General features: G+C 35.9%; 25 protein-coding genes and 1 tRNA gene. 15 read left to right on the top strand and 11 right to left on the bottom strand.

Annotated features, from left to right (window positions below; all coding sequences use genetic code 11):
• Nucleotides 1-115: 115 nt before the first annotated feature.
• A complete protein-coding gene (locus tag MM236_RS18280) occupies nt 116-958 on the top strand; it encodes a reverse transcriptase domain-containing protein (protein ID WP_241276441.1) in 843 nt (280 codons plus the stop codon).
• 202 nt (nt 959-1,160) lie between these two features.
• Here MM236_RS18280 and MM236_RS18275 read toward each other — a convergent pair whose 3' ends face one another.
• The 3 genes from MM236_RS18275 to MM236_RS18270 form a co-directional block, all read right to left on the bottom strand.
• On the bottom strand, nt 1,161-2,276 hold the full coding sequence (locus MM236_RS18275; protein ID WP_241276440.1) for a Fic family protein: 1,116 nt from the start codon (nt 2,274-2,276) through the stop codon (nt 1,161-1,163).
• 245 nt (nt 2,277-2,521) lie between these two features.
• The gene (locus MM236_RS19815; protein WP_369415222.1) at nt 2,522-2,671 is read right to left on the bottom strand and encodes a hypothetical protein; all 150 of its coding nucleotides are present in this window, start codon (nt 2,669-2,671) and stop codon (nt 2,522-2,524) included.
• A 312-nt stretch (nt 2,672-2,983) separates the two neighbouring features.
• Nucleotides 2,984-3,883, bottom strand: a complete 900-nt coding sequence (locus MM236_RS18270; protein ID WP_241276439.1) for a helix-turn-helix transcriptional regulator — start codon at nt 3,881-3,883, stop codon at nt 2,984-2,986.
• A 112-nt stretch (nt 3,884-3,995) separates the two neighbouring features.
• On the opposite strand from MM236_RS18270, the gene MM236_RS18265 reads away from it, so the two are divergent.
• Together MM236_RS18265 and MM236_RS18260 are read left to right on the top strand one after the other, a co-directional pair.
• Nucleotides 3,996-4,907, top strand: coding sequence for a metallophosphoesterase (locus MM236_RS18265; protein ID WP_241276438.1), 912 nt, complete (start codon nt 3,996-3,998; stop codon nt 4,905-4,907).
• Between the two features lie 51 nt (nt 4,908-4,958).
• Nucleotides 4,959-6,050 (top strand): ADP-ribosylglycohydrolase family protein, encoded by a 1,092-nt coding sequence (locus MM236_RS18260; protein WP_241276437.1) that lies wholly within the window; start codon nt 4,959-4,961, stop codon nt 6,048-6,050.
• A gap of 17 nt (nt 6,051-6,067) precedes the next feature.
• Here the strand turns inward: MM236_RS18260 and MM236_RS18255 are convergent, their stop codons facing one another.
• The 3 genes from MM236_RS18255 to MM236_RS18245 are packed head-to-tail and all read right to left on the bottom strand — an operon-like array spanning nt 6,068 to nt 7,542.
• Nucleotides 6,068-7,012, bottom strand: coding sequence for a HipA domain-containing protein (locus MM236_RS18255; RefSeq protein WP_241276436.1), 945 nt, complete (start codon nt 7,010-7,012; stop codon nt 6,068-6,070).
• Nucleotides 7,002-7,340, bottom strand: coding sequence for a HipA N-terminal domain-containing protein (locus MM236_RS18250; protein ID WP_369415221.1), 339 nt, complete (start codon nt 7,338-7,340; stop codon nt 7,002-7,004). The genes MM236_RS18255 and MM236_RS18250 overlap by 11 nt, the downstream gene beginning before the upstream one ends.
• Nucleotides 7,312-7,542, bottom strand: coding sequence for a type II toxin-antitoxin system Y4mF family antitoxin (locus tag MM236_RS18245; protein WP_241276435.1), 231 nt, complete (start codon nt 7,540-7,542; stop codon nt 7,312-7,314). The genes MM236_RS18250 and MM236_RS18245 overlap by 29 nt, the downstream gene beginning before the upstream one ends.
• A 407-nt stretch (nt 7,543-7,949) precedes the next feature.
• Here MM236_RS18245 and MM236_RS18240 point away from each other — a divergent pair, with 407 nt between their 5' ends.
• A complete protein-coding gene (locus MM236_RS18240; RefSeq protein WP_241276434.1) occupies nt 7,950-8,168 on the top strand; it encodes a helix-turn-helix domain-containing protein in 219 nt (72 codons plus the stop codon).
• A 6-nt stretch (nt 8,169-8,174) separates the two neighbouring features.
• Nucleotides 8,175-8,474 carry a hypothetical protein gene (locus MM236_RS18235; RefSeq protein ID WP_241276433.1) on the top strand — a complete coding sequence of 100 codons (300 nt, stop codon included), beginning with the start codon at nt 8,175-8,177 and terminating at the stop codon, nt 8,472-8,474.
• A gap of 361 nt (nt 8,475-8,835) precedes the next feature.
• Here MM236_RS18235 and MM236_RS18230 read toward each other — a convergent pair whose 3' ends face one another.
• Nucleotides 8,836-9,900, bottom strand: coding sequence for a site-specific integrase (locus MM236_RS18230; RefSeq protein ID WP_241276432.1), 1,065 nt, complete (start codon nt 9,898-9,900; stop codon nt 8,836-8,838).
• Nucleotides 9,901-10,418: 518 nt separating this feature from the next.
• A tRNA-Ser gene (locus MM236_RS18225) sits at nt 10,419-10,510 on the bottom strand.
• A gap of 639 nt (nt 10,511-11,149) precedes the next feature.
• Here MM236_RS18225 and MM236_RS18220 point away from each other — a divergent pair.
• The 8 genes from MM236_RS18220 (at nt 11,150) to fahA (ending at nt 16,193) form a co-directional block, all read left to right on the top strand.
• Nucleotides 11,150-11,428, top strand: a complete 279-nt coding sequence (locus MM236_RS18220; RefSeq protein ID WP_241276431.1) for a hypothetical protein — start codon at nt 11,150-11,152, stop codon at nt 11,426-11,428.
• Nucleotides 11,429-11,538: 110 nt separating this feature from the next.
• On the top strand, nt 11,539-12,060 hold the full coding sequence (locus MM236_RS18215) for a DUF7935 family protein (RefSeq protein WP_241276430.1): 522 nt from the start codon (nt 11,539-11,541) through the stop codon (nt 12,058-12,060).
• Between the two features lie 9 nt (nt 12,061-12,069).
• Nucleotides 12,070-12,486 carry a YkvA family protein gene (locus tag MM236_RS18210; protein ID WP_241276429.1) on the top strand — a complete coding sequence of 139 codons (417 nt, stop codon included), beginning with the start codon at nt 12,070-12,072 and terminating at the stop codon, nt 12,484-12,486.
• A 302-nt stretch (nt 12,487-12,788) separates the two neighbouring features.
• Nucleotides 12,789-13,505, top strand: coding sequence for an NAD-dependent epimerase/dehydratase family protein (locus MM236_RS18205; protein ID WP_241276428.1), 717 nt, complete (start codon nt 12,789-12,791; stop codon nt 13,503-13,505).
• 5 nt (nt 13,506-13,510) lie between these two features.
• On the top strand, nt 13,511-13,963 hold the full coding sequence (dtd, locus tag MM236_RS18200; protein WP_241276427.1) for a D-aminoacyl-tRNA deacylase: 453 nt from the start codon (nt 13,511-13,513) through the stop codon (nt 13,961-13,963).
• Between the two features lie 11 nt (nt 13,964-13,974).
• Entirely contained in the window at nt 13,975-14,322 is a 348-nt protein-coding gene (locus MM236_RS18195) for a nucleotide pyrophosphohydrolase (protein WP_241276426.1), read from the top strand.
• Between the two features lie 318 nt (nt 14,323-14,640).
• Nucleotides 14,641-14,787, top strand: coding sequence for a DUF2256 domain-containing protein (locus MM236_RS18190; RefSeq protein ID WP_241276425.1), 147 nt, complete (start codon nt 14,641-14,643; stop codon nt 14,785-14,787).
• 134 nt (nt 14,788-14,921) lie between these two features.
• A complete protein-coding gene (gene fahA, locus MM236_RS18185; RefSeq protein ID WP_241276424.1) occupies nt 14,922-16,193 on the top strand; it encodes a fumarylacetoacetase in 1,272 nt (423 codons plus the stop codon).
• Between the two features lie 67 nt (nt 16,194-16,260).
• Here the strand turns inward: fahA and MM236_RS18180 are convergent, their stop codons facing one another.
• The 3 genes from MM236_RS18180 to MM236_RS18170 all read right to left on the bottom strand — a co-directional run bounded on the left by MM236_RS18180 (nt 16,261) and on the right by MM236_RS18170 (nt 18,629).
• Entirely contained in the window at nt 16,261-17,583 is a 1,323-nt protein-coding gene (locus tag MM236_RS18180; RefSeq protein WP_241276423.1) for a DEAD/DEAH box helicase, read from the bottom strand.
• Between the two features lie 27 nt (nt 17,584-17,610).
• Nucleotides 17,611-17,964, bottom strand: a complete 354-nt coding sequence (locus MM236_RS18175; RefSeq protein WP_241276422.1) for a septal ring lytic transglycosylase RlpA family protein — start codon at nt 17,962-17,964, stop codon at nt 17,611-17,613.
• A 167-nt stretch (nt 17,965-18,131) separates the two neighbouring features.
• Nucleotides 18,132-18,629: a hypothetical protein gene (locus MM236_RS18170; protein ID WP_241276421.1), complete on the bottom strand. Its 498-nt coding sequence runs from the start codon at nt 18,627-18,629 to the stop codon at nt 18,132-18,134.
• Between the two features lie 606 nt (nt 18,630-19,235).
• Here MM236_RS18170 and MM236_RS18165 point away from each other — a divergent pair.
• On the top strand, nt 19,236-20,213 hold the full coding sequence (locus MM236_RS18165) for a formylglycine-generating enzyme family protein (protein ID WP_241276420.1): 978 nt from the start codon (nt 19,236-19,238) through the stop codon (nt 20,211-20,213).
• 12 nt (nt 20,214-20,225) lie between these two features.
• Nucleotides 20,226-21,530: a Gfo/Idh/MocA family protein gene (locus MM236_RS18160; protein WP_241276419.1), complete on the top strand. Its 1,305-nt coding sequence runs from the start codon at nt 20,226-20,228 to the stop codon at nt 21,528-21,530.

Raw genomic sequence — 21,530 nt, 5'->3', positions numbered from 1 at the left:
ATTATGATTTGAGTAACCCAAATGGCAGTTTAATGCTGTTTTAAATCACCTTTAAATTATTTTTATGTGATAAATTTCAAAGGACGTTTGGATTTGAAGTTGTGGACGTTTTGTTTTGTCGATTATAGAAGCTGTCAAAGCTGGCGAAATAAAAATCTACTCAAACCCTTTTCGTTCAAAAGCAGATGGTCAATTAATGGGTATTCCTCAGGGACTTCCAATTTCCGCCGTTTTAGCAAACATGTATTTGCTAAAATTCGATTTAGAGGTGGTTAATGAAGTTGTAATTAAAAGGATTGGCTACTATAGAAGATACTCTGACGATATTTTGGTAGTTATAAAAAAAGAAGAAGAAATTTGGGCAAAAGATTTTATCACAAAACTAATACTTGAAAGAGAAGTAATTATTAGCGAAGAAAAGACTGAAATTTTTCATTTTAAAAAAATAGAAGAACCCACGGGTAAAACAAAAATCATAGGGTTCTTAAAAAAAGAAAATGCTTTTGAAACTAAGTATCCATTAAACTACTTAGGATTTGATTTTTATGGACACAAAACTCTTATAGCTTCTAAAAACCTATCAAAGTTTTATAGAAGGATGAAAACATCAATTAAAAAGAAAGTGAAAATTGCTGAAAAAAAAACTCAAACTGACGAACATGATCAAATTGTGAAAGCTGTTTTCAAACGTCAACTTTATCGCATCTTCACTAATCAAAATCTAAATTCCACAAGTCTCCCCAAAAAAAGGAAAAGGCTTGTAAAAAACATATATGGGTATTATAAATTCAAGACCGAAAATCACTTCCCACCTTTTAGAGGAAACTATTTAACGTATATCAAGAGGGCTTCAAATATCATGAATGAACCGGCAATTGAAAAACAGTTAAGAAATCATAAAAAGATTTTTAATAAATACTTGAAGAAGAGAGTTGAAAAACAAAAGATTCATTTTTAAGGGTTAGGGTTTTATTTTTACTTTCATTTTCACTTACAATTCATTAATAAACTCTTAAGTTCAGTTTCTTTAGAAAATGGGGGCAGGATCATCTGAAGTATAAAAAACATCAAAAATAATCCAAAAAAGAATGCCATAATCAATCTCTGATTTCTTCTTTTTCTCCTTTCCTTTTCTTCTTCAACTTTTTGATCCATCATGGTTATTTCACATTTAGTAAATTCAATGCATACCTCACAGATCTACCTGCCCCTGATTGGATCAGAAGTCCATTTTCGTGAAGATATTGCAGGTCTCTTGTTGCCGTGGCTTTGGAAACCTGAGTGATGGACATGTATTTTTTAGCACTCATTCCTCCTTGGAAACCTTCTGGCCCTGCTTCAAACATTCTTTCAATAACTTTGATATGTCTATCGTCCATGTAGTTTTTATATTTATCAAAGTACTTCACTTTCCCCAAAAGAAATTCTACCAAAGCTTTTGAATCTCGTTGAGCGGTGATGATTACTTTAATAAAATAGGCTATCCAATCGGTAATATCTAAGCCCCTTTGCGCATCTTTCAAAGCTTGGTAATACGCATTTTTATCCGCTTCAATGATTTTTGATATACTCATCAAGACGGGTTTTCCTAGAAATTGTGATAAGGCTTTTTCTGCAAGCGCTCTTCCGATTCTTCCATTACCATCTTCAAATGGGTGTATAGATTCAAAATAAAGATGCACGATAGCTGATTTCAACAATGCTGAGCCGATAGCATTGATTTGGGGAAAGTTTGTCTGATTGTACCAGTTAACCATCAACTCCATTTCTTTGGCCACCTTATCTGATGGCGGAGCCTCAAAATGCACTATTTCTCTTCCTATGGATCCAGAAACGACCTGCATTGGTTCCTTTCCTTCTCTCCAATTGCCTACAAGTAAATTCTTGGCAAGAGCAAAGAGTATTTTATGCCAATTTTTTAGCATCTCTGTGCTCAGAGGCTCTTGAAAACTAGTTCTTACCTCAACCATCAACTCAGCAATCCCAGCCGAATAGCGATTTTTTATTCTAGCAGGTGTTTTGTTTAGTCCAAGTTTATTCTTGATAGAAGACATGACATCCTCTCGGCTGTAAAACTCACCCTCAATGGCCGATGATTTTATAGCTTCAGAAACCATGATGTTGATGACCGTTTCTTCCTCCAAATCTGTAGAGAGTCCTTTTTCCATCCCGCTCAATTCAGCCCATTCCAAGGAGAACTCTAGAAATAAAGGCTGTAATATCTCCAAATCGTACTGGAAATTCGGCCAATTTTGATGCTGCCAGTTGTAAGTCATGAGCCAATTACTTTATCTAATCGGCTCAAATATAACAATATTTTGAGCCAATTAAAAGAATTAATCGGCTCAGCGTGGTTTTATTCCATATCGGAATATGGAATAATTGCTTCTCTATTTTCATGAAATGAAGCATAGATTTTATTTATACTTTCATTTGAATTCTATCTAATTTCTTTCTCAGCAATATACCCTGACTTTTCTTTCAATCGCTAATTTGCCTAAACCATTATGTCTATATTCATTTAGGGCGTCAATGCCTTGGTCAGAAAAGGATTAATGTAATAATTGGGTTTACTTACTTTTTTGATCAAGACGCCATCTTTGGATAGTTGATTGAGATATCCCGAAGCAGTGGGACGGCTGATGCGAAGGTTTTTCTGTAAGTGTTCTATTTTGGCGTAAGGCTATTGCAAAATGTGGTTGCGCGGATCCTTACCTAAAAAGTTTTTTGATTTTCTTTATCTTGTGAAACACTAATGTAAAGAAAATTGAAATTCTTTTACATTGTATTCGCTAAATATTAAGAATTTCTTGTTCTTTTTATTTTTGCTACCATTAATTGCCTGAACTAAATAATATTTTGAGATGATTAAATCTTTTAATCGGCTCATGGTGGTTTATTCCATATCGGAATATGGAATAATATTTTCATAGAATATTAAAATGAATGTTCACGCTAAATCTTAAAATAAAGAATTAAGAGCTTACCTAATCTTACCACCAACAATATTCCTCGCTTTTTTCCTAACAATCTCCTTTAACCTCTCTGGAGCATCAACTCTGACCTCGTCACCATGGGAAAGTATTTCAGCTATCAATTCATATTCGATTTTGACTCGGAGACGGATGGTTAGAATTTGGTCATCATCTACCAAAATCTCCTGACTTGCATGCAATGGAAGAGATTTGATATAGCGACCTTTGAATTCTGGGAATGTCAGAACTACTTCTTCAACAGGATTGTCAGTTTTATTGATAACGCCAAATAGATCGCGGAAATAGGCTTCAAAATCAATCTTCCGATTGACTTTAAACCTTTCTTTGGTTAAGCTTATCTCGTGAACCCTGTCTAGCGCAAATACTTTGAATTGATCATTTTCGTCGTAAGCCAGTAAGTACCAACGATGTTTGAACTCTTTCAGTGCTAGTGGTTTTAGGATTCTTTCTTCTGTTTCCCATTTCCAATATTTACCATAAGTTATTTGAATCTTTTTGCTGTGTTCTATGGCATTGATGATGGTAGAAAAGTACTCTGTCCCTTTAGCTACTTTCTGCTCCATAAAAACATAACTAGGCACTTTCCCTCTTTTTCCAAAGAGTTGAAGGGTATCAAAAACTTCTAAGAGCTGTATGTTTTGTTCGCTGCTTCCTTCGGTATCGATGGCATATTGGCTGGATTTGAAATCAAATTTGATGGAGATGCCAAAAAATTCATTGATCTCGGCCAAATCCCGGCTGAATGTACGCTTCGAAATGATCAGTTCCCTGTCAAGGTCTTCTTCTTTCCTTGCCAAGTGATTTTCTAGGATTTCCCAGTCAAAAGCCTTTCTTCTGGCTAATTTGATGATTTCAGCCTGTCTAATTAATGAATCTAACTTGCTCATGATCGAAAGATAAGCATAAGTATCACCAAAATATGTCAGTGTTATTTTTTTTATTAAGACATATTTTGTCTGAGGCTGTGTGTATCTTAGCCATATAGAAAAACTCAAAAATATGATAGATTTTATTGGTGACATACACGGACATGCAGACAAGCTCGAAGCTTTACTTTTAAAATTAGGCTATTCCAAAAGAAATGGAACCTATTCGCACCCTGAGAGAAAGGCTTTGTTTGTAGGTGATTATATAGATCGCGGACCTCAAATCAGAGAAACACTAGAAATCGTAAAGCGTATGGTAGATAGTGAAAATGCTATCGCTTTGATGGGAAACCATGAATACAATGCTATCTGTTTTAATCTTAAGGCAGCGGGTGGAGGGCATTTAAGAGAGCATTCTGCTAAAAACATCAATCAGCACCAAGCAACCTTAAGCCAATTCCAGAATAAACAGCACGAATATGAAATGTATTTGGAATGGTTTAAGACACTTCCCCTTTTTTACGAGACTGAAGAGTTCCGAGCAGTTCATGCTTGCTGGGATAAGACAAGCATTGAATACCTGAAAGAAAATTTGGTTGAAGGTAAGTTGACTGATGAGTTGATATATCAATCAGTCAAAAAAGGATCTCCACTCAATGAAGCTATTGAGCAAACTTTGAAAGGTAAGGAATTGAAATTACCAGATGGACTTTTTTTTACAGACAAGGACGGTGCAAGGAGAACTGAAATCAGAATAAAATGGTGGGAAGACCCTAATCAAATGACGTATAAAGAGATCAGTGTTGAGCCCATCAATAATTTACCTGATCGGCAGGTAGATGTCTCAGGAATAGGCTCAATAGATTATTACCCTGAAAGTGACAAAAAAGTGTTTTTTGGGCATTATTGGTTAAAAGGAGAACCATCTCTTTATAAAGACAATATTTGTTGCCTAGACTACAGTGTTGCTAAGGATGGGAAACTTGTAGCTTACAGAATGCATGATGAACTTCACTTACAAAGGGAAAATCTTCTTTATGTTTAATTTTCACAATCTTGAAAGCAGAATTTAACCAGAACTTAAGAATTTTGAACAATGAATAACCTTGATAAGAAAGATAAATACCTAGGCTGCATTTTGGGCGGAGCTATTGGAGATGCTTTGGGGGCTCCAATCGAATTTTTGAGTTATGAATTCATCATCAGCAAATACGGAGCTTCAGGTGTTCAATCTTATGTAGAGCATCCAAATGGCAAGGGTGAATTTACGGATGATACGCAGATGTTGCTTTTTACAGCTGAAGGATTATTGAGGGCTAAGCATAGGGCTGAGTTGAAAGGCATTGGGGGAGCACAAACCCAAATTACCTACCAATCTTATCTGAGGTGGCTGCATACACAAGGAGTAAATGTAATTGGCTCAGTCAAATCACATGGGTTTATGGAAGGTTGGCTAATCAAAAAGACTGAATTGTACAAAAGAAGAGACCCTGGAGGCACTTGCATTAATGCTCTGAAATCTGAAAAGATGGGTACGGTTTTAGCGCCAATCAATGATAGTAAAGGCTGTGGTACAGTGATGAGAGTAGCTCCTGTTGGTTTGATATTCAACCATAACCGAAAAATCGCATTTGAGGAAGGCGTGAAGATATCAGCCATAACACATGGTCACCCATCTGGATTTTTGAGTGGGGGATTATTGGCTTCTATAATCGCAGATCTGTCAATTGGTCTGGATTTGAAGACTTCAATTTCCAACGGACTTAGGATTTTGAAAAAATGGAAAAATCACGAGGAAGTTTATCAGAAGGTCAGCCAAGCTAGAGCTCTTCACAAGAAATATATAAACAAAGATATTAGCCAGGATGCCATAAAATTAATTGGCGAAGGTTGGGTAGCAGAAGAAGCATTAGCTATTTCCTTGCTATGTGCACTTCATTATTCGCATGATTTCAAAAAAGCAGTAACCACCTCCATCAATCACAATGGAGATTCTGATAGTACTGGCGCCATTACAGGGAACATCGTAGGCCTTATAGTTGGGCAGCATCTTATCCCAACCGAATGGAAAGAAAATCTGATGTTTAAAGAAATAGTAGAGGAAATAGGGAATGACTTAGCCATTGGTTCTAAAAGCACCTATTTTAATTATGATGAAGATTGGCATTTGAAATATCCTGGGTATTAAAAGAGTTTTAAATAAGACTATTCTAAGATCCTACTATATCTCTCCTCCAACAATTCCAAGTATGCTTCCTGCATCCCATCAGTAAGAAAAGAATTTCGGATCCATTGTATGCCTTTCTTTTTGAACTTTAAGAAACGCTTAAAAACCCCTTCAATCTGCTTATCTGTTAATCCAAGATTCTGGCCATAGGAGACAAAATCTGTCCTTTTGAGCCTGCTCTTTTTTCCGCCCATAGAAAGTGCCAGTTCTTCTTTGTCTTCAGGGTTGGCTATGGATACATTAAGCAAGTCATAAGCAGGTGCCAGCTTCCAGCCTGATGAAGCTTCGATCAAGGAAAAATTCTTTAAGTGCATGTCATTATTTCCTGTAAGAAATGAAAACACGGTGATTTCGAATAAAATCAATTTATCCAAGACGGTATTAGAAGCGAACGATCCGACAGCTTTCCCCACTTTCTCCATGGAGCTTTTGTATTTGTCAAAGGCTTCTGTGATCTGGAACATATCGATCATGTGAATCTTTTCCAAATTCTCTGTACGGTCTATTCGTTTGGTGATGTAGGAAAGCTCTCCGGATTGCAATTGGATCAAAGACGATGGAACTACAGGAATACCAAAATCTTCAGCCATTCGCATTGTTAGATGTTCATTGGCTGGCAATTCAGGAAATGCAACAGTAGGAGGTTTGAAGATGTAATTGCCTCCCAAAGCGCCTACAACAGTCAATCTTTGATCACTTTGTCCCTGTACTTCTTTGATTAACGACATAGATAACTTGGGTTGTACACCAGGAACTGAAATGGAACGGTCAATCACATCCTTGGCAAGTGTTGTCATATCATCAATGGAATAAGGTATAAGGGGTGATGTCTGCGTCCCGAAAAATTCATTAGCACACTTGGCATGAAAATCCTTTTCTTGTTCTTCCAAAGGTTTGTAACAGTAAAGACACTTATCCTTCATGATCATGGGTAATAGGTTTAACATGCACAGCTCCAATACAGTTTTGACAACAAGCCAACAACAATCCCATACGGTCATTAGGGTTTAGCTTCCAATTTTTTGAGGCGATGTCCAAAAGCCAGCCTTCAGGGATCAGTCCTTCAAAAAAAGGAAACAGCCTGTTACTCACATAAGGTTTGTCAATCACCGGCATGCTGAAGGTGATGTACTGATTGGGAAATGATTGAATATAATTCTCAGTATATTGAAAGGTGTATTCCCCATCATCCGTTTCGATAAGCATTCCCGCCAGAATATCTTTATAATAAATCTCCGCCTGTCGCATCATTAATAATTTTACTGTTTACCGGAGCCAGTTCATGTCCGAACATTTGGAGCACCAAATTTACTTTATCGAGATTCAGGTTGGTCTTACCCTGTTCTATCTTTCTGATTACAGTTAAGGCTACACCACAGCGATCTGCGAATTCCTCTTGGGTCATTCCTGTTTCTTTTCTTCGTTCCTTAACAAAGGCTGAAAGTCTTTTCATTATATGTATTTGAATATAATACAGTTCAAAGATATTGTTTTATATGTAAAAAAGTATAATTATGAAGAAAATATTTATTTTATATGTATTTAAATATAAAACAATTTAAAAGAAATATAGACGGCTTTATTAACATTTAACAGATAATCTATTCTACCAAATTACAAGTCCATATATTCATCCACATATTTTTTTCAAAAACCTAAAGACTAATTAAGTGTCTAAACTTCTCTTATACAACAAAATAAAAAATAATTTTCACAAAAAAATAATCACAGTTTGTGGCCAAAGGGTGAACATTTCCAGTCCATGCATACCAAATTACCCATGCATACCAAATTACCCATCCATCAAAGTCCCTACACATGACCAAGATATAACTGATCACCAAAGAAGATTTCGAAGAATTGAGATTACAACTCTTGGAAGATCTCCAAGAACTGCTCAAGCTCAAGCCCAAGGAAAAAGATCATAGGGATTGGGTAAAGAGTGATGAAGTGAGAAGGATCCTCAAAATTTCTCCTGGATCATTACAGAACCTAAGGATAAGAGGGCTTCTGAATCCCAAGAAAATTGGGGGTTCCTATTATTATCAGTCAAAAGAGATCGAGAACCTATTCAAATAATTGATTATGGCCAATGATAATCTCAAATCAACCCAAGACAAGATCTTGGGAATCTACAGCAAGCTTCAAAAGGATGAATCAATACAATTATCCCACATGGCAATCTGCATGGCCCTTATTGGAGAATTCCTAAAGAATCAGGGAAGGAGCCGTTTTCGGATCACCCGAAAAATGATCATGAAAAACTTACAGGTCAAATCTCTGAGTACTTACCACAGATGTATGAAAGATTTGGTGAGGAAAAACATCATCACCTACAGCCCTTCCTACCACCCAAAGCTAAGAAGTGTGGTTCATTTTGTTTGAAAATAGGGTAAGGATGTCAATGAAATTTCAAAAACACTCGAAAATTTCAAAGAGTACAGATCACATGGATAGTTTAAAATTTGATTAAAATAATTTTTTAAGTAATTAAATGTTTCAAAATTACCTAAAAAATTGGCTATTTCTAGTTCGTATAGTAGGTTTTGAATAATGAAAATAAGTGTTTAATAATCATTATTTTATAGGTTTGGTTCGAACGCCATCCTCTCTTTATGGTAATTTTTTAAATGTTATCTTCAAAATCTATCCTATCCAGAAAATTTAAAGACAATTTACATACGCTTAAATTCAATTGAATTTATAAGCGTATGCAATTGATCTGATTAATGAATTGAAACCACTTCTATTCTTCCAATAGATTTCTTAATTTTTGCATATCAGAACTGATTTTTGTGTCTAAAATCTTGGCATAATGCTGTGTCTGTTTAAGAGAGCTGTGCCCAAGCATTTTCGAAACGGTCTCCATAGGAACTCCATTTCCCAGTGTCACAGTCGTTGCGAAGGTATGTCTGGCGATATGGAAGGTCAATTCTTTTTCTATCCCACAGAGATCAGCAATCTCCTTTAGATCAGCATTCATTTTTTGGTTGCTTAATACAGGAAGTACACTTCCTTCAGAAGTACATTTCGGATGAACCTTATATTTACTGATGATATCTAGTGCAGTTGGTAACAATGGAAGTTTAACTGTTGAATCAGTTTTTTTTCTTTTTGTAACTATCCTCTTCTCCTTGTCAATACCAATTACAATTTGATTTCTCTTGAGGTTCTTTACATCAATATACGCCAAGCCTGTATAACAACTGAAAAGAAATATATCCCTAACCTGTGCAAGCCTTTCAATCCTAAAAACTTTCTCAGTAAGGTATTTCAATTCTTCTGATGAAAGATAGTCTCTTTCAATCTCTTTTTTAGTCATTTTAAATCCGATAAATGGATCCCGAGAAAGCCAACCTTTTTTGACACAAGTTAAGACGACCTTCTTGAAATTCGCAAGGTATTTTAAAGTAGTGTTATGTGAACACCCTCTGACAGTTTTCAACCAAAAAGAATAATCACTGATGAAGTCATAATCAAGCTTTTTAATTGGTATATCATCTTTTTTGTATTTCCACTGGATGAATGACCTTGTATGATCAAAGGATGTTTTATACCTTATAAAGGTACCTGGTGCAAAATCTTTCCCTACCAAAGCTTCTATCTGTATATTGTGTTCTGTAAAAACATCCATGATCATCCTGTTGTCAGGAGTATTTCCACGCAATATATTTTTTATGTTTTCAGCTGTAATTTCTTGTTCATTCTCCATCAGGTATTTTCTGGCTTGATGGACCTTCATCGTAAATGCCTCAAGGTAGGTATTTACCTGTTTAGACTTTTCGGATTTTCCAATTGCCCTATTTGCCAAAGAACTCCATTTGTCACACTATCGCATGAAAGTTTGGTCGAGATTTCTACACGCAAACAATCAACCGTTATTCTGGCATAAACATGCTTTTGATTTCCCTTTAAATTTCGGGCAGCTTTGAGATAAAAGAGAATACTGAATGTTTTTTCAATCATTTTTGCTCACTTTTTAGGTTTAAACTTAATAAAAAGTGAGTTCTTCGGCAAGAGATTCGATCATATAACATCCTGTAAAACAATATTTTACAAGCGCTCTGGTGAGTCATTTTCATCAATAAAAATGACTCACCGAATTACGCATTTTAAGATTGAAATATTTGCAATATTTGATAAAAAGAAGTCTTAAAACGCAAAAAACTCACATCTTTTGAATGTGAGTTTTTTGCTATTAAATCTGTAAAATATTGATTGAAAACCTTGTTTTCTGCCTATTTAAGCCGTTTTAAAGGTTTTTTTGGTGAGTCCTTACAAAAATCAAGACATTTAAATCATTGAATTTAAAAGGTTTAAACACCGTTTTGGTAGAGAGTGGGGGATTCGAACCCCCGGTACGGAATTACCCGTACGACAGTTTAGCAAACTGCTGGTTTAAGCCACTCACCCAACTCTCTATTTATCTTGTCCGTAGAATTGTTTATCCCGAAATTTCGCAGTGGTTTGAGCCACTCACTGATACGGTCTAAATATCTTCTTGAATACAGATAGAATATCCAGTGGATTGATTTTGGAAAATTTCTAATTCTACTTTTTAGAACTGTGAAACATCTAAATCGATGCAAATATAAAGGAATATTATTCAAATAAGCAAAATAGATTTCCCTTAAAACGTCCAAAATAATCAATATTTATTTGGGCTTGTTTTAATATGCTGTTTATCAATCAATAAATTTTTAAAATCACTCAAAAATTCTCTTTTTAAATTGAAACTTGAATAAGACTTATTGTTATCATTATTTTAACTTATAATTAATTTTAAAGTTATTAAGTCTAATAGTGTTTTTATTTACTATAAATTTTTACATTTGATATTCTTATAGTAACAAAAAATCATATTTCTTGGTTGAGGGGTAGAAAAATACCAACTACTGGGTATTTTTTGAGTATTTTAGATTTCTTAGATTTACAAAAAAGTTTAGGAACCACAATTTAGATGTCTTTTGTGAGTAGTTTGTTGAAAATAGGACTTCGAATGTGATTGTTACTTAAGATTATTATAATAGGACTCAAAAATAAAGCAACAATTTACAATTATGGTAATTACGTCTCTCCACGGTATTTTTACGATTGTGACAAGTGAAATGAATCAGGATCAATTGTTGGTTAAGGCTAGAAACAAGCAGGAATTGATGAGAATTTTTGATGAAAAAAGGATCGCGGAAAGCAATAATGACCAAAAAGAGTTTTCTGTTCAGATGTGTAAACAAGAATTTGCACATACTTTGATTATGCTGATCAAAGAAATTAACTACTCTGATTTTGAAAAGAATTTGTTGGAGATTGAAGGTTTTTCAAAAGAAGCATTTGTTTGAAAATCGAGTAAAAGTCACTTTAGTAAAAAGATCATGATTTCATTCATGGTCTTTTTTTGTTTTAAATCGTTAATTATTTCAGATATTCACGTCTCAATCAAAATTTCAAAATGGATTTCGTCGCCGATCTTTTAAAAATAGTTTTGCCTGCAGCATTGGTTATTTATGGAATGTACCTGACTGTGGTTTCTTTCTTAAATAAGGAAAGGGAAAAGTTGCTTATCAATCTCAAAACTCAAAATACGCAAACAATTTTGCCTATTCGGCTTCAGGCAGGTGAAAGGCTCTGTTTATTGTTGGAAAGGATCACCCCAAACAATCTTGTCAGGAGAATTAATCAGACAGAATATTCAGCAAGAGATCTACATACGCAATTGATTCGTGAGGTTCGAGAGGAATTCAACCATAACCTGTCCCAACAGGTTTATTTTTCTGATGAAACATGGGAGGCAGTAAAACGCGCCGTAGAAGGGGTAGTTACTGTTGTGAATTCTTCATTCCAAGACATGAATGAAGAGGCAAGAGGGATAGATTTAGCCAAAAGAATCTTCCAAAGATCATTGGATGAGAGAAATGATGGCATTCAAATTGCCCTTTCTCAAGTCAAATCCGAAATAAGAATTTACTTCTAAATCAAAAATATGGCTTCCTTTAAAGATAAATCGACAAGTTTTTACCAAAAAGCTAAAACGCTTTATATGGAAAAAGCCCAAATCATTGCTGGTGAAGAGAGCAAACTTAAAGATTTGCTTCAAAGGGCAACAACCAGAGTGAAGGACTTTTCAAACAATCCCAATGTGAAAGCTGCAATAGAACCAATAATGGTTTTCAAAAGGATGATTTATGCCCACAAAAATGGGACTCATAAATTGTCCACTAAAACCCTCGGATTGCTGGTCTTGGGACTTTTGTATTTTGTCATGCCAATTGATATTATTCCTGATTTTCTTCCTTTTATAGGTTTTGCAGATGATGTCTCTGTTGTGATTGCAATTTTTAACGTTTTGAAAAATGAAATTGAGGACTTTGAAGCTTGGGAAAAAACGCATCTCAAATAGCTTACGTGAATTTATTTATATGGATATACGGAACTTTGCCACTATCTAAAGAGAAGCTTGATTTAGCCTAGATCCGAATAAATTGATATTAGATACTCTTAGATATTGAACATAAAAAAGCAATCGACCATGGAATTATAGCTACTGGCAAAGAAGCGAATAATAGACAACTATGCCGCGGCACACAAGAGTACTCATTTATCCGACGTTAGGTGTTTGAAAGGAACTTCAAACAATGCTTGAAATGGCTACTGATGTATAAGCGGATACAAATTTTATTTAATTAAAGACAACAGAAAACAATGAAAAAAATAGCGATAATTTCAGGAACTTCGGGATTGATCGGAATGCAACTTTTGCACGAGTTGTTGAAAGGATCGACTTATGATACAGTCATTTCGGTTGGAAGAAGAACTTTGGCTTTGAAACACGAGAAATTGATTCAGTTAGAGGTGGATTTTAAAGGAATTATCAATTTGGATTGGGAAAGCAAATTGAGAGAGGCTGATTTGGGTGGCATAACTTTTCCCACTATTCAAAGTATAAAAGATAGAAAAGTAGATGTCCATGCTTATTGTGCTCTAGGGACAACGATCAAAGCGGCTGGGTCAAAAGAGAAATTTTACATGGTTGATCATGACTTTGTTTTCAATTTCGCAAAATGGGTTTTTGAGTTGGGAGCAAAGCGGTTTTTGTTTGTCAGTGCCATGTCTGCTGACCCGCAATCAAAAATATACTACAATAAAGTCAAAGGTGATATTGAGGAAGATCTAAAGATAATTCATTTTGATTATCTGGGGATTTTTCAGCCCTCTTTATTATTGGGCTCTCGTTCTGAATTCAGACTTGGTGAAGAAGTAGCAAAAATATTATCTAAACCCCTCTCTTGGATGAAGGTTTTGAACAAAATCAGACCTATTTATGATTATAAAGTAGCTAGAGCCATGATTTTTCATGCTAACGAACCAAAACAAATAAAGTTAGAAGTCATCCAATCAAAAGAAATGCAAAATTTTTAAAAGTCATGAAGGCAGTTTTACAGCGTGTTACAGAGTCCTCTGTAAAAGTTGAGGGGAAAATTTGCGGAGAAATAGGGAAGGGACTTCTTGTCCTAATAGGGGTAGAAGATGCAGACAAGCAAGAAGATATAGATTGGCTTTCGAAGAAAATTGTCAATTTGAGGATTTTTCCAGATTCTAATGAAGTGATGAACATGAGTGTTTTGGACATTGGAGGAGACATTCTTCTGATATCCCAGTTCACTTTGCATGCCAGTACCAAAAAAGGCAATCGACCTTCATACATCAAAGCATCAAAAGCGGAATTTGCTATTCCAATGTATGAGAAGTTCATACAAGCTTTGCAAATAGAATTGGGTAAGCCGATTCAGACAGGTGTTTTTGGGGCTGATATGAAAGTGTCACTGATCAATGACGGCCCTGTGACAATCACTATTGACAGCCAAAATAAAATATAACTAGAAAGCTTATGGATTCGAAATCAAAGCAAATCACAATAGAACAAGCCCAAAAGGATGTAGATCATTGGATAAAAACTGTGGGAGTCAGGTATTTTGGTGAATTGACGAATATGTCGATTCTGATGGAAGAAGTAGGAGAGCTTGCTAGAATCATGTCAAGAAAATATGGTGAGCAATCTTATAAAGAATCAGACAAAGGAGGGGATTTGGCTGATGAGATGGCAGATGTGCTTTGGGTTTTGATTTGCCTCGCCAATCAAACTGGAGTGAATCTTACAGAGGCGCTTGAGAAAAATTTTGAAAAGAAAAATATAAGAGACAAAGACAGACACCAAAACAATGAAAAATTGAAGTGAGCAATGTGATTACCCGCAATGAAAACTATGGGTGAATTTTCATATAAAATCCGGCGGATAATCGGCGAGAGTCGATAGTACTAGTTGTAATGAAAACATGATTTTTATGACTATCTGCTTTCTTGCATGTAGCCAATCAACAGATTGCTTGATGAACGAATTGAGGTTTTGTTTCCTGCTGATGAGTATCCACAACTTACAAAGCTACTTCCTATTCAACGTGCAATATTGTGGACACACCTATAATTTTAAACAGCTATTGGCGAAATAGCGTATTTCCATGACAAACAATTTCTAGATTTTGTAAGTTGGATTTTAGTGAAAAAAGAAAACTTGCCTTCTAAAATTTGTATCGTTTGTAATAGACCATTTTCTTGGAGAAAAAAGTGGGAAAAGAATTGGGATGAAGTGAGATATTGTTCTAAAAAATGTCAAGGAAATAAAAAGAAAGCTCCACAAAAATGACTCGAAATAGTTTGGATTTAAACTTGTTTTTATTGTTTGAACTCTAATCAATTTACTATTTCAATGAATTTTGTAATCATTTTTTAACTTGTGATATTAAATCTTAACTTTGCCACAGAAACAAATTTTTAATAATGAATCACCAGAATATTAAACCCAAAGTCAGCTGGGTTACAGTGCCCAAAAATTCAGATTTCACTATTTATAATCTTCCCTTTGGAATATTTGAAACCAAAAGAATTTCAGCAAGAGCAGGTATAGCAATAGGCGACAAAATCGTAGATCTTTCGGTACTTCACGATGAGGGTTTTTTCTCTGATATCACCCAATTGCCTAATGACATTTTCTTACGTGATGCACTCAATGATTTTATTTCCCTTGGAAAGCAAGTAACCAGAAAGGTGAGGGAGCGGGTTCAGGATCTTTTGGATGAAGAAAATGAAAATTTGAAAGAGCATCAATGTAGGGGCAAAGCAATGGTCAATCGCAAGGAAGCGATCATGCACCTTCCTGTAAAGATTGGCGATTATACGGATTTTTATAGCAGTATTGAGCATGCCACCAATGTGGGGACAATGTTTAGGGATCCGGAAAATGCACTTTTGCCAAATTGGAAACATTTGCCAGTGGGCTACCATGGAAGAGCATCGTCTATCGTTCCCTCCGGGATTCCAATCACAAGACCAAAAGGTCAATTTAAAGACGCAAATATGGAAGTTCCTGAATTTGGACCTACCAGAAGATTGGATTTTGAATTGGAACTCGCTTTCATTACAGGAAGACAAACCAAAATGGGTGAATCTGTAAAAACCGAAGATGCCGAAGAGTTTATTTTCGGATTTGTTTTGTTCAATGATTGGTCAGCTAGAGATATACAAGCTTGGGAATATGTTCCTTTAGGGCCATTTTTAGGGAAAAATTTCGCGTCCAGTATTTCTCCTTGGATAGTAACTTTGGAAGCTTTGGAGTATGTTAGAGTGACTGGTCCCAAGCAAGATCAGGAAGTACTTCCGTATTTGCAATGCGAAAAAGATCATGCTTTTGATATTACTTTAGAGGCGTTCATTCAGCCTGAAGGTAAAAATCTAAATAAAGTATGTAGCTCCAATTATAAATATATGTATTGGAACATTGCCCAGCAACTTGCACATCACACGGTCAATGGATGCAATATCAACGTAGGAGATATGTATGCTTCTGGTACTATTTCAGGGCCAACAGAGGATAGCTATGGTTCTATGTTGGAGCTGTCCTGGAAAGGAACCAAACCTGTTCAGTTGGAAGATGGTGAAGAACGGAAGTTTATCGAGGATGGTGACACTGTTGTCATGAGAGGGTACTGTGAAAAAGACGGAGTGAGAGTAGGTTTTGGTGAGGTGAGTGCCAAAGTACTACCTGCCAATTGATTTTGAAAATTTAAAGCTTACTTAAAAGAAATCGCCCCAAAAAGTAATCTTTTTGGGGCGCTTTTATTTAGTTTGCAATAGCAATTTTGACTTTGATTTTTTTCAATTTCTCTTGGTTGACTTTTTTGAGGACTTTCTCTGCCAATTCTCTTTTGACAGCTACATAAGCTGAGAAATCCAAAATGCTGATGACTCCAATGTCTTTACCATCAAGTCCACCTTTTTTGGTCAGAAGACCTACAATATCTCCTTTGCTTATTTTATCCTTTTTTCCGGCACTGATGTACAAACACTCAAAATCCGGGAGTTCTGGACTGACAAAATTTTGTGAAGGATATATTTCTTCTACTTCTTTGTCAATATACTCAGGAAGCATTTCGTCATTTGCCAAAATCAAATATCCTTGACCTTCTGCATGCATCCTTGCAGTTCGGCCATTTCTGTGGGTAAACGCTTCTACTTTTGGAGGCAACTGATAGTGTACCACATGCTTGATTTCTGGTATGTCGAGTCCTCTGGAAGCCAAATCTGTCGCGATCAGCAAGTTGTGTGCGCCAGATCTAAATTTAATAAGATTTTTTTCTCGGTCAATTTGCTCCATTCCTCCATGCAAAATTCCATGGGGGAAATCAAAATCTGTCAACAATGTGCTTATCCTATCTACAGCATCTCTGTGGTTACAAAAAACAATGCAAGCCTCATTGTTGAACTCTGCTACCAAGCGCATCAATGTTTCTGCTTTTTCAATGCTTGGCGTATTTACCAATTTTAGTTCTAGTTTCGATTCGTCTTCATCTTGTAAATAATTGACTGTCTCAGGGTCACTGAAAGGGATAAACTCAGGAAGTCTGTCCATTTTGGTAGCTGAAGTCAGAAAGTACTTAAGCGTACTAGCCATAGGCCTTAAGATATTTCTGATTTGATCATGAAAACCAAGTTGCAAGGATTTGTCAAACTCGTCCAAAATCACAACTTTTATGGCACTTGGGTCAAATGAATCCCTTTCAAAATGATCTTTCAGTCTGCCTGGAGTTCCTATCACTAAAGCAGGTCCTTCAGCAAGGCTATTTTGCTCTATTTTCATGGAATGACCACCATAGCAAGTGCTTACTTTGAAAGTAGTTTTCATACTTTTGAAAACTTGCTCAATTTGTATGGCCAATTCTCGAGAAGGTACGACAATCAGTGCCTGAACTGCCCTAAGATCTGATTGCAGAAATTCTAAAAGTGGAAATAGGTATGCCAAAGTCTTTCCGGATCCTGTAGGAGCCAGTAGCATAAGGTTGTCGTGGTGCTTTGCTCTCTCAATGAAATCCAACTGCATTTCATTGAGGGCATTTATCTGAAGGTGATTGAGTATTTCCTGGGTCGCTTCCGTGTGATTTGTCATACGGCAAAGATAAGCAATCCAGCTACATTATTTCTTGTATTTGATTTTTACATCTGCTACGCCAGCATCTATCAAATCTATTTGCTTTGCAGCTCTTTTTGAAAGGTCTATGATTCTTCCACTTACAAAAGGCCCCCTGTCATTGATCCTAACTGTAACTTTCTTTCCATTTGTTTGGTTGATGACTTTCACTTTTGTCCCAAAAGGCAGTGTTTTATGCGCTGCGGTCAATTTGTTTTTCCTATATTTCTCACCACTCGAAGTTGCTTTACCATGATACTTATCATTGTAATAGGATGCTTTTCCTAATTGAGTTGCCTTCTGGCTACAAGATGAAAATGTCAAGACTAATACAAAGCAACTGATCAAAAATCGACTCATGGTGTTTTTTATTTGTTTTTTTTAACCTTACAAGAACAATGCCGAGCAAAAAAAGAGGCTTCAATATGAGCCCCTTTTTTGTTTTTGATGAAACATCAGAAATGTATCAATTTAAATTTACTTTAAGTGAGCAGCTTTCCATAATCGATAAAGTAAATTCAGATTGATTATTCTTCAGTTGCGTCAAAAGTTAAAATATAGACGGTCGGATTGGAACCAGTCGTTTCTAAGCTTTCTCCTTCTACATCATTTGCAACATATTCAAAAGCTAGGCAATCAGTTCCGCTTACTTCAGTAACGATAAATTCGAAATCTATGCTATTATCATTGTCAAGAACCAACGTAAAATCCAAAACACCATCAAGACTTAGTTCAGAAATCTCAGCTGATTCAAAATAAATTGCATCATCCGCATCTTGCTTCACTTCAATGTCTGCAGATTCTACTTCATTCTCTTCGTTCAAATATGTGATCAACACATTCTCAGCGTCCCATACGCTTTCTTCTCCAAAAATATTGTTGCCTTCAGCATCAATTACCACTAATTTAAACGAAACAAGATTTTCATCTATACATGGGTTTTCATCATCACTACAGCTACTGAAACTCATTACGACAAATGCGGCGATTAATAATGTTGGTAGTTTTCTTAGTAAATTCTTCATAATCCTTTTAGTTTGGTTTGTATAATGTTTGTGGAACGCTCACGAAGTCAATACGACAGCATTCCTCAAAACGCTACAAAAAATGTTTAAAAAAAGTCAAAAAATGTTATAATACATTGAATAATAGTGTTTATAAAAAGCATATTTTAATGAAATAATGTGTTTTTAAATTTAAAAATATAATTTTTCATGTATTTTCGCTTCTTTACCCATGGTTTCGCAATTTTTCTTAATCAATGGGTTTTCCAAACTTTTCCAGGTTGGCTTTTGAGGTTTTGTAAAAATGTTGTTTTGCCTTTAAAATATTTAGATAAGCGACGGGAAAATTTCTGTAAACGTAAATTCGAAACCCCTTCAAATTCCATTGTCTCAACATCTTAATTGAAGAGTATCTTCAATCAAAAACACCTCTTTTTTGCAAATGACAATCATTCACAGGTTGTTATTAGGAACAATACACATAAAAAAAACAGAATAATTTCTTTTTCTTTCTAATCTCTTTCGATAAATTTTCAAATGATTTAATGCTTTGTTAATTTTTTTTATATTTAAGTTCTTGAATTTTAAAAATCATCTTTCCTACAGCGATTTCCCAAAACCTAAAAAATGAATAAACCATATTCAATTCTTTTTTCTGTTGCCATTTTGATATTGGCTTTTTCATTCAGAATGCAATCAGAAAAATTTGAACCTTATCAACAAAACATTCCCAATACTACAGTTTCATTTAGCATGACACCAATACCAGAGGGCAGCTACATGATGGGGAGTTCAAAAAGTGAAGAAGGACATGATGAAGATGAATCGCCAGTAAGGGAGGTGGAAATTGATGCGTTTTGGATGGGAACGCACGAGGTGACATGGGATATCTTTGAAATGTTTTTGGATAAAGATTATGAAAAAGCAATAAGTACCCAGCCATTGCCAAAAAATGTAGATGGTCTGAGCAGGCCAAGTACACCTTATTTGGATATGACATTCGGTATGGGCAAGGAGAACAAACCTGCTATAGGCATGACCCAGTATGGAGCAATTCAATTTTGTCATTGGTTATATAAGAAGACAGGGATATTTTACAGATTACCTACAGAAGCAGAGTGGGAGTATGCAGCAAGGGCTGGCACAAGTGACAGGTATTTTTTTGGAAATGATAGAGGACTATTGGATACATATGCTTGGTATGAAGATAATAGTGGTGGTACTACTCATGAAGTAGGAAAAAAGAATCCAAATCCATGGGGACTTTTTGATATCATTGGCAATGTAATGGAATGGACATATGACCAATATGAGCCTTACGAAATAGCTCAAGGAATTCTCAAAAATCCTGTCAAAAATCCCGAAAACCTATACCCAAGAGTACTCAGGGGTGGACATTATGAAAGTATTGAAGGTGAATTGAGAGTAGCTAAAAGATTCGTGTCAGACCCCATTTGGAAACAACTTGATCCTCAGATCCCAAAGAGTAAATGGTGGTTTCCCGAAGCACCATTTGTAGGTTTGAGGTTGGTGAGGCCATTGAAAACTCCTTCACAAGAAGAAATTGAACAATATTATAATACTCAACCCATATTAGATTACTAAAATAACCAAACCATGAACCAAAGAAGAAATTTTCTCAAAACATCTGCATTGCTGACAGGTGGTGCATTGATAAATCCTTATTCATTTGCTGGTGCATATGCCTCGGGAACAGATACCATCAAAATTGCCCTGATAGGATGCGGTGGAAGGGGAACAGGTGCTGTTTTCCAAGCTTTCGAAACAGGATATAACATCAAGCTTGTAGCCATGGCTGATGCATTCAGAGATAGATTGGATCAAAGTTTCAAGCCAATTTTGGATAAATTCGGAAAAGACAAAGTTGATGTTCCAGAAGATAGAAAGTTTGTAGGTTTTGATGCATACAAAAGCGCTATCAAAGAAGCAGATGTTGTAATTCTTGCTGCACCTCCAGGGTTTCGCCCTGACCACTTCGAAGAAGCTGTTAGCCAAAACAAACAGATTTTTATGGAAAAGCCTGTGGCAACTGACGCCGTGGGAATTAGAAAAGTGCTAAAAGCAGCAGAAGAAGCAAAAAGTAAAAAACTTAATGTTGTAGTAGGATTGCAGAGGAGGTATCAGGATAATTACATTCAAACAGTCAATAGAATCCATGATGGTTCTATAGGAGATATTGTTTCGGGACAAGTGTATTGGAATGACGGTGGAGTTTGGGTAAAACCCAGAGAGGAGGGACAAACCGAAATGGAGTACCAAATGAGAAACTGGTATTATTTCAATTGGCTCTGTGGTGACCATATTGTAGAACAACATGTCCATAACCTCGATGTTGTGAATTGGGTGAAAAGAGGATATCCGGTAAAAGCAGAGGGGACTGGAGGTCGAATGATCAGGACAGGAAAAGATCATGGGGAGATCTTTGATCATCATTCAGTGACTTATACCTATGAGGATGGTTCGGTTATTTTAGGGGAATGCAGACATTTTCCAGGTGCACACAACAGGGTCGATGAGTCTTTTCAAGGGACCAAAGGAAGAGCATACCTAAGTGCTGGGAATAAAGGATTGCTATGGGATGCAAATGGCAACCAAATATATGAGCACAATGGTAGAGGAAACAAAAATCCATACCAGAAAGAGCATGACGTACTTTTTGAGGCAATATTCAATGGCGAATTTAAATTCTCTGATGCAGAAAATGCAGCCAAAAGTACCATGACAGCCATCATGGGTCGATATGCTACTTATTCAGGTAAGACTGTTTTGTGGGAAGATGCCATCAATTCCGAAATAGATTTGAAACCTGAAAAATTAGCATGGGATGCTGATCCTAAAGTCCTTCCCAATTCAGATGGATTTTATCCTTTTGCTGTTCCTGGTAAAACCAAAGTAATTTAA

The organism is Belliella calami (assembly GCF_022549695.1).
Taxonomy (GTDB): Bacteria; Bacteroidota; Bacteroidia; order Cytophagales; family Cyclobacteriaceae; genus Belliella; species Belliella calami.
This window is presented reverse-complemented; position numbering and strand designations above follow the sequence as displayed.

Excerpts from the sequence above, each read along its gene's own strand:
- MM236_RS18175 (WP_241276422.1), bottom strand. The coding sequence starts at position 17,964 with ATGAGTCGATTTTTGATCAGTTGCTTTGTATTAGTCTTGACATTTTCA.
- MM236_RS18235 (WP_241276433.1), top strand. The coding sequence starts at position 8,175 with ATGGCCAATGATAATCTCAAATCAACCCAAGACAAGATCTTGGGAATC.
- MM236_RS18170 (WP_241276421.1), bottom strand. The coding sequence starts at position 18,629 with ATGAAGAATTTACTAAGAAAACTACCAACATTATTAATCGCCGCATTT.
- MM236_RS18245 (WP_241276435.1), bottom strand. The coding sequence starts at position 7,542 with ATGAAAAGACTTTCAGCCTTTGTTAAGGAACGAAGAAAAGAAACAGGA.
- MM236_RS18160 (WP_241276419.1), top strand. The coding sequence starts at position 20,226 with ATGAACCAAAGAAGAAATTTTCTCAAAACATCTGCATTGCTGACAGGT.
- MM236_RS18275 (WP_241276440.1), bottom strand. The coding sequence starts at position 2,276 with ATGACTTACAACTGGCAGCATCAAAATTGGCCGAATTTCCAGTACGAT.
- MM236_RS18195 (WP_241276426.1), top strand. The coding sequence starts at position 13,975 with ATGGATTCGAAATCAAAGCAAATCACAATAGAACAAGCCCAAAAGGAT.
- MM236_RS18255 (WP_241276436.1), bottom strand. The coding sequence starts at position 7,012 with ATGAAGGATAAGTGTCTTTACTGTTACAAACCTTTGGAAGAACAAGAA.
- fahA (WP_241276424.1), top strand. The coding sequence starts at position 14,922 with ATGAATCACCAGAATATTAAACCCAAAGTCAGCTGGGTTACAGTGCCC.
- MM236_RS18210 (WP_241276429.1), top strand. The coding sequence starts at position 12,070 with ATGGCTTCCTTTAAAGATAAATCGACAAGTTTTTACCAAAAAGCTAAA.
- dtd (WP_241276427.1), top strand. The coding sequence starts at position 13,511 with ATGAAGGCAGTTTTACAGCGTGTTACAGAGTCCTCTGTAAAAGTTGAG.
- MM236_RS18265 (WP_241276438.1), top strand. The coding sequence starts at position 3,996 with ATGATAGATTTTATTGGTGACATACACGGACATGCAGACAAGCTCGAA.
- MM236_RS18270 (WP_241276439.1), bottom strand. The coding sequence starts at position 3,883 with ATGAGCAAGTTAGATTCATTAATTAGACAGGCTGAAATCATCAAATTA.
- MM236_RS18220 (WP_241276431.1), top strand. The coding sequence starts at position 11,150 with ATGGTAATTACGTCTCTCCACGGTATTTTTACGATTGTGACAAGTGAA.
- MM236_RS18260 (WP_241276437.1), top strand. The coding sequence starts at position 4,959 with ATGAATAACCTTGATAAGAAAGATAAATACCTAGGCTGCATTTTGGGC.
- MM236_RS18215 (WP_241276430.1), top strand. The coding sequence starts at position 11,539 with ATGGATTTCGTCGCCGATCTTTTAAAAATAGTTTTGCCTGCAGCATTG.
- MM236_RS18205 (WP_241276428.1), top strand. The coding sequence starts at position 12,789 with ATGAAAAAAATAGCGATAATTTCAGGAACTTCGGGATTGATCGGAATG.
- MM236_RS18250 (WP_369415221.1), bottom strand. The coding sequence starts at position 7,340 with ATGATGCGACAGGCGGAGATTTATTATAAAGATATTCTGGCGGGAATG.
- MM236_RS18180 (WP_241276423.1), bottom strand. The coding sequence starts at position 17,583 with ATGACAAATCACACGGAAGCGACCCAGGAAATACTCAATCACCTTCAG.
- MM236_RS18165 (WP_241276420.1), top strand. The coding sequence starts at position 19,236 with ATGAATAAACCATATTCAATTCTTTTTTCTGTTGCCATTTTGATATTG.